General features: G+C 63.5%; 14 protein-coding genes. 9 read left to right on the top strand and 5 right to left on the bottom strand.

Features of this window, described 5'->3' with window-relative positions; all coding sequences use genetic code 11:
• The first annotated feature begins 56 nt into the window (after positions 1 to 56).
• The 5 genes from NCS58_RS31660 to NCS58_RS31640 all read left to right on the top strand — a co-directional run bounded on the left by NCS58_RS31660 (position 57) and on the right by NCS58_RS31640 (position 4428).
• Entirely contained in the window at positions 57 to 1244 is a 1188-nt protein-coding gene (locus NCS58_RS31660; protein ID WP_250478375.1) for an FAD-binding oxidoreductase, read from the top strand.
• Positions 1225 to 1821 (top strand): HutD family protein, encoded by a 597-nt coding sequence (locus NCS58_RS31655; protein WP_250478374.1) that lies wholly within the window; start codon positions 1225 to 1227, stop codon positions 1819 to 1821. The genes NCS58_RS31660 and NCS58_RS31655 overlap by 20 nt, the downstream gene beginning before the upstream one ends.
• A gap of 23 nt (positions 1822 to 1844) precedes the next feature.
• The gene (locus NCS58_RS31650; protein ID WP_250478373.1) at positions 1845 to 2594 is read left to right on the top strand and encodes an electron transfer flavoprotein subunit beta/FixA family protein; all 750 of its coding nucleotides are present in this window, start codon (positions 1845 to 1847) and stop codon (positions 2592 to 2594) included.
• Entirely contained in the window at positions 2595 to 3524 is a 930-nt protein-coding gene (locus NCS58_RS31645) for an electron transfer flavoprotein subunit alpha/FixB family protein (protein ID WP_250478372.1), read from the top strand.
• Positions 3525 to 3654: 130 nt separating this feature from the next.
• Positions 3655 to 4428: an OBAP family protein gene (locus NCS58_RS31640; protein WP_250478371.1), complete on the top strand. Its 774-nt coding sequence runs from the start codon at positions 3655 to 3657 to the stop codon at positions 4426 to 4428.
• A gap of 13 nt (positions 4429 to 4441) precedes the next feature.
• Here NCS58_RS31640 and NCS58_RS31635 read toward each other — a convergent pair whose 3' ends face one another.
• Positions 4442 to 4633 (bottom strand): hypothetical protein, encoded by a 192-nt coding sequence (locus NCS58_RS31635; RefSeq protein WP_250478370.1) that lies wholly within the window; start codon positions 4631 to 4633, stop codon positions 4442 to 4444.
• Between the two features lie 421 nt (positions 4634 to 5054).
• On the opposite strand from NCS58_RS31635, the gene NCS58_RS31630 reads away from it, so the two are divergent.
• Complete coding sequence (locus tag NCS58_RS31630) at positions 5055 to 6413, top strand: epoxide hydrolase family protein (protein ID WP_250478369.1); 1359 nt, start codon at positions 5055 to 5057, stop codon at positions 6411 to 6413.
• Between the two features lie 232 nt (positions 6414 to 6645).
• On the opposite strand, the gene NCS58_RS31625 is transcribed toward NCS58_RS31630, so the two are convergent.
• A complete protein-coding gene (locus NCS58_RS31625; protein ID WP_061118478.1) occupies positions 6646 to 7431 on the bottom strand; it encodes an IclR family transcriptional regulator in 786 nt (261 codons plus the stop codon).
• Between the two features lie 186 nt (positions 7432 to 7617).
• Here NCS58_RS31625 and NCS58_RS31620 point away from each other — a divergent pair, with 186 nt between their 5' ends.
• The 3 genes from NCS58_RS31620 to NCS58_RS31610 all read left to right on the top strand — a co-directional run bounded on the left by NCS58_RS31620 (position 7618) and on the right by NCS58_RS31610 (position 11691).
• Entirely contained in the window at positions 7618 to 8901 is a 1284-nt protein-coding gene (locus NCS58_RS31620; protein ID WP_061118561.1) for an MFS transporter, read from the top strand.
• A 4-nt stretch (positions 8902 to 8905) separates the two neighbouring features.
• Positions 8906 to 9352 carry a type II 3-dehydroquinate dehydratase gene (locus tag NCS58_RS31615; protein ID WP_061118477.1) on the top strand — a complete coding sequence of 149 codons (447 nt, stop codon included), beginning with the start codon at positions 8906 to 8908 and terminating at the stop codon, positions 9350 to 9352.
• Positions 9353 to 9900: 548 nt separating this feature from the next.
• Positions 9901 to 11691: an acyl-CoA dehydrogenase gene (locus NCS58_RS31610; protein ID WP_250478368.1), complete on the top strand. Its 1791-nt coding sequence runs from the start codon at positions 9901 to 9903 to the stop codon at positions 11689 to 11691.
• 143 nt (positions 11692 to 11834) lie between these two features.
• On the opposite strand, the gene NCS58_RS31605 is transcribed toward NCS58_RS31610, so the two are convergent.
• The 3 genes from NCS58_RS31605 to NCS58_RS31595 all read right to left on the bottom strand — a co-directional run bounded on the left by NCS58_RS31605 (position 11835) and on the right by NCS58_RS31595 (position 15244).
• Entirely contained in the window at positions 11835 to 12533 is a 699-nt protein-coding gene (locus tag NCS58_RS31605; protein WP_250478367.1) for a DsbA family oxidoreductase, read from the bottom strand.
• Positions 12534 to 12608: 75 nt separating this feature from the next.
• Positions 12609 to 13406, bottom strand: coding sequence for a poly(3-hydroxyalkanoate) depolymerase (gene phaZ / locus NCS58_RS31600; protein ID WP_409241451.1), 798 nt, complete (start codon positions 13404 to 13406; stop codon positions 12609 to 12611).
• Positions 13407 to 13552: 146 nt separating this feature from the next.
• On the bottom strand, positions 13553 to 15244 hold the full coding sequence (locus tag NCS58_RS31595; protein ID WP_250478365.1) for an alpha/beta fold hydrolase: 1692 nt from the start codon (positions 15242 to 15244) through the stop codon (positions 13553 to 13555).
• Positions 15245 to 15276: the final 32 nt, after the last annotated feature.

The following is a 15276-nucleotide window of genomic DNA, read 5'->3' as shown; positions in this document are numbered from 1 at the left end:
GTGCAACTGGCGCGGCACACTGCGTCCATGATCCGCATGAGAAAGGAAGCGCAACAGTGAATACCTATGACGTGGTGGTGATCGGGGCCGGCGTGATCGGCAGTTCCGTCGCGTTCCATCTTCAGAAGCTGGGCGCGAAAAGCGTGCTCGTGCTGGATCGCGCGACCATCGGCGCGGGCACGACGTCGCAATCGTCGGGCATTCTGCGCACGCATTATTCCGTGAAGGAAAACGTCGAACTGGCGCGCAAGTCATGGGCGGTGTTCAATGACTTCGCGGCCTATCTCGGCGACGACGAAGCATCGTGCGGCCTCGTGAAAAGCGGTTATATGATTGTCGCGGCCGAGGGCGACAAGGTCGAGCCGTTGCGCGCATCGCTCGAACAGCAGAGACAGCAAGGCATTCCGCTTGAATTGCTGAGTGCGCAGCAGGCGCACGAACTCATGCCGATTGCACGCTTTTACGATGCCGCGCTGATCGGCTTCGAACCCGAGGCCGGCTTCGCGGACGCCTATCTCACCGCGACGAGTTTCGCGCGCGCCGCGCGACGCGGCGGCGTGACGATCCGCGAAAACGTTACGGTGAACCGGCTGCTGATCGAACACGGCAAGGTGCGCGGCGTATCGACGAGCGTGGGCGATTTCGCGGCGTCGACGGTCATCAGCACACAGAACATCTGGACGCCCGAACTCGCAGGCTGGACGGGCAAATCGCTGCCGGTCTCGCCCGAGCGTCATGCGGTGCTCGCCCTCGAATGCGAAGGCGCGGCCTACACATACGCGATGCCGGTGTTCAAGGACCTCGCATCGAGGGGCATGCTGTATTACCGCAGCTACGGCGGCAATCAGATGCTGGTGAGCGAAGGCACTGCCGGCGAAAAGCTCGACACCGCCGACACCGAACAAGGCGATATCCCGATGGACTATGTCGTCGAAGTCGGCGCGCAGGTCGCCGAGCGCTTTCCGGCGTATGAGGCGGCGGGCATCGCATCGTCGTGGACGGGTGTGTATGACGTCACGCCCGACTGGAACCCCGTGCTCGGCGCGTTGCCGGGTATCGAAGGGCTCGTGGTCGGCTATGGTTTTTCAGGCCACGGCTTCAAGCTGTCGCCCACCGTGGGCAAGGTGCTGGCGCAGGCCGCGCTCGGCTTGGACACCGATGTATCGCTCGCGCCGTATTCCGTCGAACGTTTTGCGACCGGCGCATTGCTGACCGGGAAATACGGTGTCGGCGCAGTGTCCTGAAGCGCGCGTGCCGGACGGCGTCGAAGTCCGGGCGTTGACGTCGTTCGAGACGCGGCCCTGGCGCAACGGCGGCGGAACGACGCGGCCCCTCGCTTACGACCAGGATGGCGCGTGGCGCATCAGCCTCGCAACGGTCGTGCGTGACGGGCCTTATTCGCGCTTTGCGGGCATGACGCGTTTGTCGCTCGTCATGCAGGGCGCGGGCGTCACGCTACGCCATGGAGATGTGCAATGTCGCCTGAGCAGCGGCGCCGTCGCGGATTACGACGGCGATGTCGCATGGGACGCCACCTTGCACGATGGACCGGTGCTCGCCCTCAATGCGATGGCTGCGCGTGGCGTCTGTCGCGCGAGTATCCGGCCGCTGACTGAAACGATGACCGTGCCATCGGGATGCTTCGTAGTCGCGTTGACGATCGAGGCGGAATGCACGTTCGCCGTCAAAGGCTTCGAGGCCACGCTCGATGCCGCGCATGTCTTATTGCGCGACGAACGAGGACCGCCGCTTCATCTCGCGCCGCATCGCGGCTCGCAGGCTGCGCTCGTCCTCATCGAGTTCATTGACCCTCGCTCTTGAGATTCGAACCAGGGAACGCAACCATGAAGATCATGGCCGCAGTGAAGCGTGTCGTCGACTACAACGTGAACGTCCGCGTGAAAGCGGATCAGAGCGGTGTCGAGACGAGCAACGTGAAGATGTCGATGAATCCGTTCGACGAGATCGCCGTCGAAGCGGCCACGCGCCTGAAGGAAGGCGGTCACGCCAGCGAGGTTATCGCGGTGACATGCGGTCCGGCGCAGAGCTCGGAGACGCTGCGCACGGCGCTTGCCATCGGTGCGGATCGCGGCGTCCACATCCTGACGGACGTCGAATTGCAGCCTCTGGCGGTCGCCAAGTTGCTGAAGGCGGCTGTCGAACGTGAACAGCCGCAACTGGTGATTCTCGGCAAGCAGGCCATCGACGACGATGCGGGCCAGACGGGCCAACTGCTCGCTGCGTTGCTCGACTGGCCGCAGGCGACATTCGCCAGCAACATCCGGATCGGCGCGAATACCGCCACGGTCACGCGTGAAGTGGATGGCGGTCTCGAAGTCCTCGAGCTTACGTTGCCTGCCATCGTCACGACGGATTTGCGCCTGAACGAGCCGCGCTACGTCACGCTGCCCAGCATCATGAAGGCGAAGAAGAAGCCGATCGAGACATGGAGCCCTGCGGATCTGGGCGTCGATGCTTCTGCACGCCTGAAGACGCTCAAGGTCGTCGAGCCTGCGGCGCGCAAGGCGGGGGGCCGCGTGAACGACGTCTCGGCGTTGATCGACAAGCTCAAGAATGAAGCGAAGGTAATCTGAATGACCACTCTCGTCATTGCCGACCACGAAGGCGCGCGGCTCAAGGCGGCCACGCTCAATACCATCAGCGCGGCGCGCCAGTTGAACAACGGTGTGCACGTGCTGGTTGCAGGTCACGATGCGCGCGGTGCGGCGGATGCCGCGCGCATCATCGAAGGCGTGGACCGTGTCGTTCTCGTGGATGCGCCGCATCTTGCGGACGGTCTCGCGGAAAACATCGCAGCACAGGTGCTGATGCTTGCGACGTCCTACACGCATGTGCTTTTTCCGGCCACGGCGGCGGGGAAGAACGTCGCGCCGCGCGTGGCTGCGAATCTCGATGCGTCGCAGATTTCCGATGTGATCGCCATTCACGATGCCGATACGTTCGACCGCCCGATCTATGCTGGCAATGCGATCGCCACCGTGCGATGCGATGACGCGATCAAGATCTTGACGATTCGAACCACTGCCTTCGATGCCGCACCTTCGGCGAGTGCGCCGGCGCCTGTCGACACGAAGGCGGCTGTTGCAGGGACGCAGCGTGCGCGTTTCGTGCGCCGCGAGGTCGCGGTGAGCGAGCGGCCCGAGCTCACGTCGGCGCGCATCGTCGTGTCGGGCGGCCGCGGTATGGGCAGTGCGGAAAATTTCGCGCTTCTCGATTCGCTTGCGCAAAAGCTCGGTGCGGCGGTGGGGGCTTCGCGGGCGGCCGTCGATTCGGGCTTCGCACCGAACGACTGGCAGGTCGGACAGACCGGAAAGATCGTCGCGCCGCAGTTGTATGTCGCGGTCGGCATCTCGGGCGCGATTCAGCATCTGGCTGGCATGAAGGACTCGAAGGTCATCGTTGCCGTCAACAAGGATGCTGAAGCGCCCATTTTTAGTGTCGCGGATTACGGACTGGTCGGCGACTTGTTCGAAGCGATACCGCAGCTCACGCAGGCGTTGTAGAAAACCGCCAACCGTCACGGCCGATTGCGCGAGCTTCGCTTCGGCATGGTCGCGCTTCGACGACTTTGTCGAAGCGCGCATGGAACGACGATTGCTGCCCGAATGACACTGATTCCATGGGGGCGCGATCATGAGCTATCGACCCGAGGAAACCGACAGCTTTACGCCGTTCGCCGCCGGCCTGATCACCGGTCTGGCCGCCGCTGCCGCCGCGTTGATCGCGCGTCGGGCGGCCGCTGTCATGAGCGTGGGCGCCGGTCATTCGGCCAAACATCGCGCGCTGGACTTCGCTGCCGGCGTCATGCAGCCGAAGTATCCGCTTCAGGCGATGAGTACATGGCTGAACGGATTTCACTTCTACGCCGACGACATGGGCCGGCAGGTGGAAGCGCATCACTTCTGCATTCATCTGCGTCACGATCTGCATCAGTGCGTGATCTTCGATTCGAACGCACCGGGCGCGCGGCTCATCGGCATCGAATACATCATTCCGGAAGAGCGCTTTCTGCAGCTCCCCGAGGAAGAGAAGCGGCTGTGGCACAGCCACCACTACGAGGTGAAGTCGGGCGTCCTCGTGGCGCCAGGCATTCCTGAACTGGCCGAACGTGCGTATTTCAAGGACCTCGTCACTACATACGGCAAGACGTTCCACACCTGGCAGATCGACCGGGACGATTTCCCCTACGGCGCGCCGCAACTCATGATGGGTTTCACGCAGGACGGACAGGTCGATGAAGCGGCCGTCGCCGCGCGCGACAAGCGCCTCAAGGTGTCGCACGAGAACAGAAAACGCAAACGCTACGACATCCCCGTGGGCGATATCGCGCCGGGCGCGAACGCGTGGGAATCCGGCACCTCGCTCCAGACGAGGCTGGAGGAAGTGCCGTTCGATCCACGGCGATAAGCGAAGCGCGTGCTCAAACGCCGGCGTCACCGCTTTCGCGGCTGGTCGGGCCCTCGCCCGGCTTCGTTTCCGTCAGATCGCCCTCGCGCACTTCGGCCTCGCGTATCGTCGTGCCTTCATCGTCGGTCTCGGAGATATCGGTGGTAAAGGTTTCATCGCCACCTTTGGGCTTTTCCTGCTCGGGATTCTGTGCAGACGTGCTCATGACGCGCTCCTAATAAGATGTTGATGATCGGCTCGATGCCGATTCATCTGTCCTCCCAGTCAGCAATGGAGTGCCGAGCTTCGCGCGCTGAACAGGGAGGCCCTGCTCGATCGCCCCGCCTTGTATCGCAACGTGTCCCCTGCGCAGACGGATAAGGACGCATACACAACGCCTCGTTTTCGACACGTGCGGGATACGTTCGCAGGCTTCAATACGCTCATCGCGCGCGCCCTTGAGCGTCGCCGGGAAGAGGGCACGACCGTCCTCCCGTAACGGGTGCTGCAGGCGCCGCGGCGCAGCATCGGCTGAAGTCTCACAGCCCTGCTGCTTGCGAACGGATACCCGGTGCGGGCGCTCGCGACACACGCGAAGTCACTTTTGCCGCTGAAGGCGCAGCCCCTATCTTTCTCCCGGAGTTCTCATGTCGGATAACACAAGCCTCCCCCAGTCACCCGCGCGCCGTCGTTTCGTGGAAGCCGCGGCCGCCGGCGTTGCTGCCGCATCGCTGAGTCAGCTCGCTTTTGCCTCGACCACTTCATCAATCACTTCACTCGGAAGTTCAGCGACCGACGACAAGGAAGCGATTCGCCCACTTCGCGTGCACGTGCCCGAAGCGCATCTCACCGATTTGCGCCGACGCATCCGGTCGGCACGCTGGCCGGAACGCGAGACGGTCTCCGACGACTCGCAAGGCGTGCCGCTCGCATTGATGCAGGAACTCGCGCGTCACTGGTCGACGGATTACGACTGGCGCAGGTGCGAGGCGCGAATCAACGCGTACCCCAACTTCGTGACCGAGATCGATGGACTGGACATTCACTTCATCCACGTTCGCTCGAAGCATGAGAACGCCATGCCGCTGATCGTCACGCACGGCTGGCCCGGTTCGGTCATCGAGCAGTTCAAGATCATCGATCCGTTGACCAACCCTGTGGCTCACGGCGCGAGTGCATCGGATGCCTTTCATCTCGTCATTCCTTCTTTGCCCGGCTATGGATTCTCGGGCAAGCCGACGCAAACCGGCTGGGGCCCCGAACGGACCGCGCGCGCCTGGGTGACGCTCATGAGACGGCTGGGATACGACAAGTTCGCGGCGCAGGGTGGCGATCTGGGCGGTGTCGTCGCGAACGTGATGGGCAAACAGGCGCCGCCCGAGTTGCTCGGCATCCATGTGAATTTTCCGGCGACGGTGCCCGCGGACATCGTCAAGGCGCTCGCCGCAGGCGATCCCGCGCCCGCCGGCCTCTCGGATGACGAGCGTCACGCGTACGAACAGTTGAGCAGCGGCGCCAAGAAGCGGCGCGCCTACGCGCTCGAACAAGGTACACGTCCGCAAACGCTTTATGGATTGTCGGATTCGCCCATTGGCCTCGCGGGATGGCTGCTCGATCACGGCGACGGGTACACACAGCCGGCGGCGGCGCTGACGTCCGCCGTCTATGGGCGCGCGATCAACGGTGAATCGTCCGGAGCGATGACGCGCGATGACGTCCTCGACGACATCACGCTCTACTGGCTGACCAACACAGGAATCTCCGCTGCGCGGTTCTATTGGGAGTCGCACATCAACTTCACTGCCGCGGCGGATGTGTCGGTGCCCGCTGCCGTGAGCGTCTTTCCCCGCGAGAACTATCAGGCGCCGCGGAGCTGGACGGAACGCGCCTATCACAACCTCATCTGGTACAACCGGCTCGACAAGGGTGGACACTTCGCCGCGTGGGAACAGCCGGACTTGTTCGCCGAGGAAGTCCGGGCGGGATTGAGGCCGCTGCGCAAGTAGACCGTTTCGGGTGACTCCGTCGCCCACAAGTCGATACGGCGAAGCGCAAGCGGTCTTCCTGTCGAGCCCGAACGATCCGGCCACGCGTGTGCAAGCCATCGAGGCTTGCGCGCGCACATCCGATTCCTTGCTTCTGCTTCGCGTCCGGCGGAGCGCCAGCCCTACTTCCCGTCTCGAACAAGGACGGCCACGCCTTTCGCAGCGGGCCGAAGGTCGATGCTTTGGTTCAGGCTCATCCCTTGCCGAGCGGCGGCCGACCGGGGAACCCGGCCAGGTTGCTCAATTGGGCCAGTTCGTTAGCCGCCTCGCGCAAGAGCACCGAATATTCGTGGATCTTCTCGACCGTGAGCCGCACACGCGGACCGGCCAGGCTGATGACGCCGACGCAGCGTGTGCCGCTGACCACGGGCGCCGCCACCGCTGACATGCGCGGGGCAAACACCTCGTCGATCATCGCGTAGCCGCGCACGCGCGCAGCGTGCAGGAAACCGAGCAGTGCCTTTAGCGTCGTCGGCGCACTGGGCCCGAACTCGTTCGGCTGTCCAAAGCCCTGCTTCAACACCAGCGCTGCCGCCTGTTCGTCGGTCATCGTCATGAGCCATGCGTGGCCGGTCGACGTGCACGATAGACGCGCCGCCTGCCCCATGTCCGGATCGTAGCGAAAGCCGGTGCGCTGGCCATCCGCCTTCCCCACCCAGATGATCGCTTCGCCGTCGACGAGCGACAGTCGCGCCAGTTCGCCGGTCCGCGCAGCGACGCGCTCGATGATCGGCTGGGCGATATCGGCGATGCCGGTCAGGCTCAGGAATTCCAGTCCGTTCGAGGTCATGCGCATCGTCAGGATGTAGCGGCCGTGCTCGACGAGCTGCCTGACGTATCCGCATTCGACGAGATCCACAAGCAGGCGGTGGCACGTGCTGCGCGGCAGGCCCAGGGCATCCGCAATGGCAAGGAGCCCGGCCCCTTCGCCTTGCGACGCAAGGAAATCGAGAATTCGCAAGCCGTTCTTAAGCGACATTTCCGCGTGCTCTCATGATATGAAATGTAGTTCCGGTGCGGAACGCCCCCCTTCTATAGCGCAAACAATAACACTTGTTCGTGACAGAAACGAACGCTTCACATATCGAAAATGGGGGGAGACGAAATGTCAGTTCTTGCTGACTCAGACATCGCGGCGAGCGAACGAACCGCACAGACTCAAATGATGGCGCGTCGCGCGGTGGCGGGCGCGACCGTCGGTACGGCGCTGGAATGGTTCGACTTCGCGTTGTATGGCGTGGTCGCAGCCACGATTTTTCCGAAGCTGTTTTTTCCGTCGCTCGACCCGACGGCTTCGCTGCTCGCGTCGTTGGCGAGCTTCTGGGCCGGGCTGGCCGCGCGCCCGCTCGGCGCGGTGATCTGCGGCGTGCTCGGCGACCGCTGGGGACGCCGCAACCTGATGCTGCTCACGGTCTCGGTGATGGGCGCGTCGTCGTTTCTGATGGGGCTGCTGCCCACTTACCAGCAAGTCGGCATCCTTGCGCCGACATTGCTCGTCTCGTTGCGCATCGTTCAGGGTTTCGCGCTCGGCGGGGAATCGACGGGTGCGCAACTGATGGCAGTCGAACATGCGTCTGCCGAACGGCGCGGGCTGTATTCCGGCCTGCTGGGCATCTGCTCGCCGCTCAGCCAGATCCTCGCCAATCTCTCCTTGTTCACGCTGTCAGGCCTGCTTTCGCTCGAGGACTTCGAATCGTTCGGATGGAGAATCCCGTTCCTCGCGAGCTTCGTGCTCGTGTTGCTGGGCATCTATATCCGCATGAAGGTCAGCGAGACGCCCGCCTTCGAAGCGCTCAGGAAGAGTGGACAACGCCCGCGCGCTGCCAATCCGCTCGGCATCGTTCTCAAATTCCATTGGCGCACGGCGCTGCGCCTGACGCTGTTCTTCTGCGGCCCGGCTGCGCTGTTTTATCTGATCGTCGTGTTCTCGCTGAGTTACCTGACGAAGAATCTCGGCGTACCGAAGCAGACCGGCTTCATGCTGTTGATGATCGCCAATGTCTGCGCCATCGTCGGCGCGCTCGCGGGCGGCTATCTGAGCGACCGGATCGGACGCAAGCGTGCGCTCCTGATCGGCTCGTTCTGCACGCTGGTGTGCTGCCTCATCTACTTTCCGATCCTCAACCACAATTCGATCGCCATGACGGCGGCCGTGATGGGTGCCTTTCTGGGCTTCACACAGTTCCAGAGCGGCATCCAGCCGGTGTGGTTCGCCGAATCCTTTCCGACCGAAGCGCGCTATACGGGCTCCGCACTGTCGTACTCGGGAGCCAACCTGCTCACTGGCGGGCCGATGCCTATCGTCGCCGTGGCGCTGCTCAATGCCTTTCACGGATCGCCGTGGGCGATCGTCGCGGTCTGCGGCTCGTTGAACCTGCTCTCTTTCCTCATGATCGCGGCGTCCCGGGAAACCAAAGGCACCGCCCTCGAACGCTGCGCTACACACTGAAACCATGACTCGCAAGCTCTATATCCTCAACGGCTCCAACCTGAACATGCTCGGCGTACGGGAGCCTCAGCTTTACGGCAGTACCACTCTCAAGGACATCGAACGGAACTGCCTTGCGTTGGCCGACGCGCTCAAGTTTGACTGCGTCTTTCGCCAGACCAACAGCGAAAGCGACCTGATCGACTGGATTCAGGAAGCGTTCACGCAGGACGCTGCGTTGATCATCAACCCGGCCGGTTTTTCGTTCGGGCGGATTCCGGTGCTCGACGCGGTCAAGCTGATCGGCCGGCCGGTGGTGGAAGTCCACATCACGAACATCCACCGGCGCACCGAAGAGTACCGTCACTCGACGATATCCGTGGCGGCCACCGCTGTGATATGCGGAGCGGGCGCGAACGGCTACCTGCTGGCGATCCGCGCGGTCGACGATCTCTGGGCCAATCAGGGTTGAACCTGTCGCTCAGTCCAGGGCGCACGCGGACTCTGCGAGGAGTCCGCGTTCACTGACATGCGTGGGCTGAGCATCGGGTGAATTTCGGACCCGAACGTCTGAAACCGGGCCGGCAAGCGCCGGTCCGCGCCTAGCGCAACGCCATGACGGCCCGCAGCGAACGTCTCGCCGTCACGGCCAGATACACATATCGGCGTGCAAGCCAAGTACGGATGCCGGGCATGGACCGGCGCCGCATCATCTTCCTCCCGACGTACTCTCCAGGTCATCCCCTCCCGCCGCGAGAGGTGCGTGTCGTAACCACGTCGCTCTATGATCGGGTTCGATGCGTGTCGAATGCGAGAAGCCTCGTGACATCGAGCCTCGTCATCGTCGGCCACGCCGACGTCGCGTCCCCCGGAACGTCCGCCAGAAGTACATCCCGGCCATAACGGCTCAGGGGTCTCACATCGGCCGCGACCTCCAGTCGTCTTGCGATACGGCACCCGCATTCGACAAATACTTCAACGCTACCGTAGCGCTCGGACATATTCATTCGGAGAGACAAATTGAGCTACACCGCGCCGCTGAAAGACATGTTGTTCGTGATGGATGAACTCGCCGACATAACGCGCATTTCCACGCTGCCCGGTTTCGAAGACGCCACGCTCGAAACCGCACAGGCCGTGCTCGACGAAGCCGCGAAGTTCAACGGCGAGGTTCTGGCTCCGCTCAACGCCGAGGGCGACAAATACCCGAGCACCTGGCATGACGGCCAGGTCACGACGACGCCCGGCTTCAAGGAAGCATTCCGCCAGTACGGCGAAGGCGGCTGGCAAAGCGTCATGCATCCGACGGAGTTCGGCGGACAAGGGCTGCCAAAACTTATCGCCACGCCCTGCATCGAGATGCTGAACGCCGCGAACATGTCGTTTGCGCTCTGCCCTCTCCTGACCGACGGCGCGATCGAAGCGCTGCTCACCGCAGGTTCCGACGAGCTGAAACAGCGTTATCTGCCCAAGCTCATTTCGGGGGAATGGACTGGCACCATGAACCTCACCGAGCCGCAGGCGGGCTCCGACCTCGCAATGGTGCGCGCACGCGCCGAACCGCAGGGCGACGGCACATACAAGGTCTTCGGCACGAAGATCTTCATCACATACGGCGAGCATGACATGGCGGACAACATCGTCCATCTCGTGCTCGCGCGCACGCCGGGCGCGCCCGAGGGCGTCAAGGGCATCTCGCTCTTCCTCGTGCCGAAGTTCATGGTGAATGCGGACGGCTCGCTCGGCGAGCGCAACGACGTGCATTGCGTATCGATCGAACACAAGCTCGGCATCAAGGCGAGCCCGACTGCCGTGCTGCAATACGGCGATCATGGCGGCGCAGCAGGCTATCTGATCGGTGAGGAAAATCGCGGCGTCGAATACATGTTCATCATGATGAACGCCGCGCGATTCGCGGTCGGCGTGCAGGGTATCGCGGTCTCCGATCGCGCCTGCCAGCAGGCGGCCGCCTATGCGAAGGATCGCGTGCAGAGCCGTCCCGTCGACGGTTCCGCGAAACATGCCGTCGCCATCATCCATCATCCGGATGTGCGCCGCATGCTCGCGACGATGCGCGCACTGACCGAAGGCGCCCGCGCGCTTGCCTATGTCGCGGCGGCGCACTCGGACATCGCACATCACGCGATCGACGCCGAAACGCGCGCGCGGCATTCCGCCATCTACGAATACCTCGTGCCCGTCGTGAAGGGATGGAGCACGGAGATGTCGATCGACGTCACGAGCCTCGGCGTGCAGGTGCACGGAGGCATGGGTTTCATCGAGGAGACGGGCGCGGCGCAGCATTACCGCGATGCGCGCATCCTGACGATCTACGAAGGCACGACCGCGATCCAGGCGAATGACCTGATCGGCCGCAAGACGATTCGCGACGGCGGCGCGACGGCCCGCATGATCCTCGCTCAGGTCGACGAGACGCTTGCCGCGCTCGGACGGCATGACGGCGCGGCATTCGATGCGATGCAACGGCGCCTCGCGGCCGGACGCGCTGCACTTGCGAGCACCATCGAGTTCATCCTGCGTAGCGCGAAAGACGACCCTAGAGCGGTGTTCGCCGGCGGCGTGTCGTATCTGAAGCTCGCAGGTATCGTGCTGTCGGGCTGGCAGATGGCGCGCGCACTGCTCGTGGCGCATTCGAAACACGCCGACGATCCCGCGTTTTACGGCGCAAAGATCGCGACGGCGCATTTCTTCGCCGACCATCTGCTGCCGCAGGCCGTTGCGCTCGAAGCGTCGATCGTCAGCACGAAGAGCGATCAAGGCGTGTTCGCGCTCGACGAGGACCAGTTCTGAACGAGCGGCTACATCGTGACGATCCGGGCGCGGTCCCCCGACGCAGAACATCGCGCGGGTCAACGCCCGAAGCTACCGCCAACCGGGCTATATGAACATGCGGATCGCATGCGGGCCCGGACCGAACGCGGCCTCCCGATGCGTCAGGCCGACTGCCTTCGATCCCGAACCGAACGAAGCATTGCGTCGAGCAGCGTTTCGGCCGATGCCGCGCCGGACACCGCAAACGACTCGTCGAACACAAACAACGGCACACCGCCGATCGGGTGAGACGGCTTCTGCGATCGCCGGTCCATCGCCCGATGGAACCGGCCGTACCAGCCTGCCAGATGCTCGCGCACGCTACCACGCTCCATGCCGCATTCGACTGCGCGCTCCTCCAGCACGGCCAGGTCGCCGATATCCTCGCCCTCCATGAAATAGGCGGTGAACAGGCTTTCGATCAGATCCGCCTGCAACGCCCCGGTGCCCGCGTCCCCCGCGAAAGCAACAAGAGCATGTGCGACCGCGGTATTCGGCAACACGCCGATGCGCTCGAAGCGGAAGTCGATACCTGCCGACTTGCCCGCCTCCCTGACCTGCCGCCGCCGGGCGGCGACATTCTCCGCGCTGCCGAGGCGCGCAAGATAGAACGCCTGGTAATCGACGCCGCCCGCAGGCGTCTCGGGCAAAAGCTCGCATGAACGCCATCTCACGCCGACCTTGACGTCGGCGCGCAAATCGGCGAACCGGCTCATCGCGGCCTTCAGTTGGCGGCTGCCGATCAGGCACCACGGGCAAACGAAATCGAAAAAGACGTCGATCGACAAAGCAGGTGCGGCGCCGTTGGAGTTGCGCTCCATCGACGCCGGAATCGTACTGACACGTTTCATGGGCAGCCCTTCGGCTTGTGGATTTTCGCAGGCTTCAAATCGTTCCTACTGCTGCATGAGAAAGTCACGCACCAGAGGGCCGACTTCGCTCGTTCGCGTGATGAGAAACAGATGACCGTCCTCGATAACATGCAGCCTCGCCCGACGGATGCAGCGCGCAAGAATCTTCGCGTTGACGAGAGGAACGATGGGATCGTCGTCACCGTGCATGACGAGTGTCGGCTGGCGCAGCGAACCGAGCCAGAGCAGGCTGCTCCATCCGCATGTGGCCAGTAACTGATACACGTAGCCGCGCCCGCCCGGCGCCTGGATGTGACGCCCATGTTCGGCCAAGAGTTCGGGGTCGCGCCGGTACGCGCCGCCGTAGATCTCCGCGCCGATCTCGCGCAGATAATCCGGGTCCCGGTAACGGCGCGCGCCGATCAGCTTGGAAAGCACCGAGAGCCTCCCCGGCACCATGATGACGCCCGGCGATGTGGCGGCAAGCACGAGCCGCCGGCAACGGTACGGATACAGATACGCGAACTGCTGCGCGAGCGCACCGCCCCAGGACACGCCGAGGACATCGACCGGTCCGGCATAGCCGAGCTTCGCGAGCAGCTTGTCGGCCAGCACGGCCAGCGTGGAGAAGCGATACGGCGCGAGCGGCGTGGACGATCCGCCCACACCGGGAACATCGAAGATCACGACTTCCACGTCGCCGAGCGCGTCGGCGAATGGCTGGACCAGTTCCAGATTGGCGCCGATGCCATTGAAGATGAGGAGCGGCGGCGAGGCGTTACTGCCCCGCCAGATGCCGACGCGAAGCAGTTGACCGTCGAGCGCGACGGTCTGTATATCCATTGTGCGCACACTTTTCATCGTTCTTGTCCATGTGAATGTCGGCGTAAGGCCGCGCCAACGCGCGGCACTTTTTTCGATCCGCCTTTCTGCGATCACAACTTTGCGTCTGACGAGACCGTGATTCACATCGATTGAAGCCCCGTGTATCAAGCCTCGATGACATACGTTCCCGGCGCATCGGCAAGGCGTTTATGCCGCTTGTTGCCAAGTGTTTTGGGCGCCGCGCGCAATTCGCCCGAGCGCTCTGCGAGCCACTCGCGCCAGTCGTTCCACCACGAACCCGTCTCGGGCTGGGCACCGGCAAGCCATGCGTCGGCGTCCTCCGGCAGTTCGGCATTACGGAAGAACCTTGCCTTCGCATTGCCCGGCGGATTGATCAGGCTCTGGATATGGCCGCTCGAACTCAGCACATAGCGCGTGTTGCCGCCGAACGCGCGCGCCGTGTTGTAGACGCCTTTCCACGGCGTGATGTGATCGGTCATGCCCGCCATGACGTAGGTGTCGCACGTGACCGCTGACAAGTCGATCGGCGTGCCGAGGACGTCCAGCGCCCCCGGCGTGCTCAGCATATTGCGCGTGAAGATGTCGAGCAGTTGGCCGTGCAGCTTTGCCGGCAGACGCGTCGCGTCGTTGTTCCAGTAGAGAACGTCGAAGGCGGGCGGCGCCTCGCCGAGCAGATAGTTGTTGATCCAGAAATTCCATACCAGATCGTTGGGCCGCATCCATGCGAACACGCGACCCATGTCCTCGCCGGCCAGCACGCCCTTCGCCTTGCTGTTCTGCTTGGCGATTTCGACGGTCTCGGGCGTGGTGAAGAGCCCGAGTTGCGACGGCGAGCTACTGTCGAGCACGGCCACCATCAGCGTGGCCGCATGCACCGTCTTGTCGCCGCGGCTCGCCAGATGGCCGAGCAGCGCCGAGATCGTCATCGCGCCGGAACATGCGCCGTGCAGGTTCACGTCCGGGTTGCCGGTGATGTCGCGCACCGCCTCGATGGCCTCGATGAGCGCGGCGACATATGTGTTCATGTCCCAGTCGCGATGTTTCCCGGCCGGATTACGCCAGCTCACGGCGAATACCTGAAACTCGCTCTTCACCAGATACTCGACGATGCTCTTGTTCGCCGACAGATCGAAGATGTAGAACTTGTTGATCTGCGGCGGCACGATCAGTTGCGCGCGCGCATGGACGTTCGGCGTCGCCGGCGTGTATTGGATGAGTTCGAGTACTTCGTTGCGAAACACGACGGCGCCGGCGGAAGTGGCGAGATTCTTGCCGACCTGAAACGCGCGCTTGTCGACCTGGGACGGCATGCCGTTGTTGCCGAGCGTATCGGCCAGCATGTTCTTCAGGCCGGCGACGACGCTCGCGCCGCCCGACTCCACGAACTTGCGAAGCGCCGCGGGATTGCCCGGCAGCGTGTTGGTCGGCGCAAGCGCGTCCGTCACGAGCGACGCGACGAACTGCGCGCGCTCCTTGCTCCGGTCGTCCAGCGCCGAACGCTCGACGAATCCCGCAAGCGCATTGCGCCAGGCCAGATAACCCTGGAGCGTCGTGCGGTAGAGCGACTGCTCGCGCCATGCCGGATCGGCGAAGCGTTTGTCGCCCGGCGGTGGCGAGGGGGTGCCGTTGCCGCTCGCCGCCGACGTCAGATCGCGCGCGAGCGCCGCGGTCTGCTCCAGCAGCAGTGCGGGATGAAGCATCGCCTGCGTGCAGATCTGCCCGGCGGCTTCGAACATATCCGTGGCGCGCAGCCCGACGAACGGGTTGGGCCCGAGCATGCCGTCGGTTGCGCGAGCCGTGATGTCGTTGTCGTCGCTGCTCATGTTTGCTGCCATGTCCGTCTCCGTACTCTCTTTCTTGTCACGCT

The sequence above is a fragment of the Caballeronia sp. INML3B genome (assembly GCF_023631305.1).
Classification (GTDB): Bacteria; Pseudomonadota; Gammaproteobacteria; order Burkholderiales; family Burkholderiaceae; genus Caballeronia; species Caballeronia turbans.
The sequence above is the reverse complement of the archived record's forward strand: the minus strand, read 5'-3'. Positions and strand labels throughout refer to the sequence as shown.